Genomic DNA, 3061 nt, shown 5'->3' on the forward strand with positions numbered 1-3061 from the left:
CCACAGTTTTCCCCGCAGAAAAACAACAAGATCTGTGCTTTGCAGCTATTTATCCGCGGCCCCCTTATTCCCCCCCGCCATTATTAAAAAAATTTTGCCGCAATTACCCAGATGTGCAATTGGGGGTGACTGCGTGGGGTAGCGATCGCGCATAAAAAGCCCTGAAAGATGGACTAGTGGATTTAGCAATTGTGATGAATAACCAGCTTTTAACTGCTACCAGAGAAATGGTGGTAGCAGTGCTATACGATGAACCAATAGAAGTTCTAACCGCCGCAGATCACCCATTAGCGGAATATGAACATGTTCCTTGGTCAGAACTCATTCATTATCCCCAAGTGGTTTTTAAGGATGGTTATGGAATGCAACGGCTAGTACAAGATAGTTTTGAACGATTAGACGCCACACTACAAGCCGCGTTAGAAGTAAACACTCTCGATGCTTTCCGAGGCGTGGTGCGCCAGGGAGGATTTGTAGCTTTGCTACCTCGTTCAGCGTTAGTAGAAGCACGTAATGACCCCTCTCTTGCAGTTCGCCCCTTAGCTAGCGACAGCAATATCGCTCTACCGGATGGTTGTAGTTTGACTCGGCAAGTTGTTATGATCACTACTCAAGACAGGCTCCAAATTCCTCCGATCCAACATTTTTGGGAACTAGTGCAGGAAAATATTCCTCCACAATTAGATTCTTTGCAGCAGTCTTGAAATTGGGCATGGGGCATAGGGCATAGGGTATGGGGCAATGGACAGGGGGTAATGGGAAATGAGCAATATATTTAGGGAGTTATTAAAGAAGATAGGTAGTGGAAACCACACGGGGGAGAATTTAACGCGTGCTGAAGCATCCTCGGAAAAAATTTGTTAGAACACCAACAACCACTAAAAGCTCATTTATTTTTTACCAACTCCCAATCAAATCGTATTCAAGGATTTCCCTTTTTTGATCCTGCATTTCTTCCAGAAAATTGCTTCCATATTTACGGGACAGCGGCTTCAAATGGTGCTTCTATCAAACAATGCTTGTACGATCAAATGCTCCAACCGCACTTTCCCTACCCCTTACAAGTTATGCAGTCTGAGCTACAATTTCACAATCTCACTCCAAATAGAACCGTGAAGTTGGATGATGTTAATGTGACAACAGCATTAATCAATTGGACTCAAAGATCTATCGGGTACCGAGTTGCGTGGGAGGAATATAGTGTTGCTTATATTACAGATATTCATGAATGTATTAAAAAAGCTGAACGAGAACACATTACCCGACTAACCCAAGGTGTGGATTTGTTGATTGCTAATGCTACTTATACTCTTCCTGCTGGACGTAACTACCTCGAATCTGATATTTACTGGTTAACTGCTGTAGAATTAGCGAAGACTGTAGGCGCTAAGCAGCTTGTACTCACTCATCATCACCCAGATGACCATGATGATTTTTTAGATCAAGTTCAAACTGAGGTTAAATTTGTCTACCCCAAAGCATTGTTAGCCCTTGAAGGATTAATATTATCGGTGAAGTAGAGAGTAAGGAGCAGAGGAGATAAGAGACTTAAAAAAAATTATTATGTTTGGGCTGTGGAATTTTTGGTAATACGGATCAGAAAACGCAAAGCCTCATTTACCGCTGCCGAATCGGGAAACATTTCTGCCACATCCGGTTCTAATGCGACAGTTAAAATATTTGCCTGCTTGCGCCCTGGACCTCTCGCCAAAATTTGCATTTTGGTAAAATCATATTCATCACGCAGTTCATCTTCGTGTTCGGAATTAGATCTCTGACTCATAAACTCTCCGTTCTCTGCGAGTTGCAACTCTTGCACTAATCAAGCGAGTTACTGAATTTCGCTCAGTATAGGCGACAACTAACAATCGTCCCTGTGCTGATTCACCCAATATTATAAAACGCCTTTCTCCAATTGAATGCTCTGGATCAGCGAAGGTAATAAATAAGGGGTCGTTGAATACAGATTTTGCCTCATCAAAGGCAACTCCATGTTTTGTTAAGTTCTTTTGTGCTTTATTTTCATCCCACTCAAACTTCATAAATTAAGTATCGTTATTAACCAACTCACCAAGTTTTGCGCCGTAACGCACCGCTATTGATCTCAAACAGTTTGAAACAGTTTGTCGGGGAGAGAATTTACAGATTCGGTAAGTTCTTGCAGTTTTTTAGCTACTGCGCCACTAGTAAATAATTCTTCAGTTTTTGCTATACCTGTTTGTACGTCTGAACAAATCCCACAACGCCACAAGTAAAACCCGCCATTCCATAATGCTGTTTGCATAAGTTCTATTGGTTTGCCTTGCAACACACTCTGCATATCAGCAAGCAGTTCTTCATTCGTTCCAAGGGGTACATTTTGTGTCCTAAAGCCATATTCACGCGGAACGAGATGTAATCGTTCAACGGGAGTTACAACTCCTCCTAAACCAATAATGGCAGTGCGATCGCGTGGTAAATCACAACTTCCTTCCAAACCTTTAACCGTTGTTAACTCAACAACCCTGCGCATCGCCAAAGCTTCTTGAAACATAATTTCTGTGGGAGGATGTACAAACCCAGTAATTATGTGAGCATTACCTGCATAAGGACACCAGATAAGTTCCATTGTTGCAAGAGGCGGACGCTTGCCCAATTGGTCACGATATTCCCAAATAGTTTGGTTTAAAGGAAAATGCCTTGGCGTATAAACAAAGCCAATTCCTGTTTCCTCAAAAACTTGTTGGGTTTTTTCCAATGGTAATTTAGTCCAATCGACACCTAAAGAATTCCAAACGTCTACTAAAGGCAAACCGTATTTTGTGGGCATGCGATCGCTACCGTGCATCACCACCGGTTGCCCACATGTTGCTAGCAACAAAGCCGTTAAGGGGCTTGAAGGGGCAGTCCGAGATCTGCCATCATAAGGAATCCCTAAAACTATAAATTGTTGCTCACTCGCAAGGGTGTGTAGTTTTGCGCCTAGTTTATCGTACGCATCCAACATCACCGCTAACTCTTCTGGTGTAGGACGCTTGATCCGATGGGCAATCAAAAATGCTCCTATTTGTGCTGGTGTTGT

The 3061-nt window shown here is 42.7% G+C and carries 3 protein-coding genes and 2 pseudogenes; 2 read left to right on the plus strand and 3 right to left on the minus strand.

Annotated features, from left to right (window positions below; genetic code table 11):
- A pseudogene (locus G4P69_RS36575) lies at positions 1-704 on the plus strand (substrate-binding domain-containing protein); the annotation flags it as partial.
- Positions 705-842: 138 nt separating this feature from the next.
- Positions 843-1520 (plus strand): annotated as a pseudogene (locus G4P69_RS36580) (MBL fold metallo-hydrolase); the annotation flags it as partial.
- Positions 1521-1561: 41 nt separating this feature from the next.
- Here the strand turns inward: G4P69_RS36580 and G4P69_RS36585 are convergent.
- From G4P69_RS36585 to G4P69_RS36595, 3 genes are all read right to left on the minus strand, one after another.
- A complete protein-coding gene (locus G4P69_RS36585; RefSeq protein ID WP_208339938.1) occupies positions 1562-1783 on the minus strand; it encodes a hypothetical protein in 222 nt (73 codons plus the stop codon).
- Entirely contained in the window at positions 1767-2042 is a 276-nt protein-coding gene (locus tag G4P69_RS36590) for a BrnT family toxin (RefSeq protein WP_208339937.1), read from the minus strand. Before G4P69_RS36590 ends, G4P69_RS36585 begins: the two co-directional genes overlap by 17 nt.
- A gap of 62 nt (positions 2043-2104) precedes the next feature.
- On the minus strand, positions 2105-3061 hold a 957-nt coding region (locus G4P69_RS36595; RefSeq protein WP_208354754.1), incomplete at its 5' end, for an anthranilate phosphoribosyltransferase family protein.

The sequence above is a fragment of the Aetokthonos hydrillicola CCALA 1050 genome, from assembly GCF_017591665.1.
In the GTDB taxonomy this organism is placed as follows: domain Bacteria; phylum Cyanobacteriota; class Cyanobacteriia; order Cyanobacteriales; family Nostocaceae; genus Aetokthonos; species Aetokthonos hydrillicola.

Coding starts and splice junctions, on each gene's coding strand:
- G4P69_RS36590 (WP_208339937.1), bottom strand. CDS start 2,042: ATGAAGTTTGAGTGGGATGAAAATAAAGCACAAAAGAACTTAACAAAA.
- G4P69_RS36585 (WP_208339938.1), bottom strand. CDS start 1,783: ATGAGTCAGAGATCTAATTCCGAACACGAAGATGAACTGCGTGATGAA.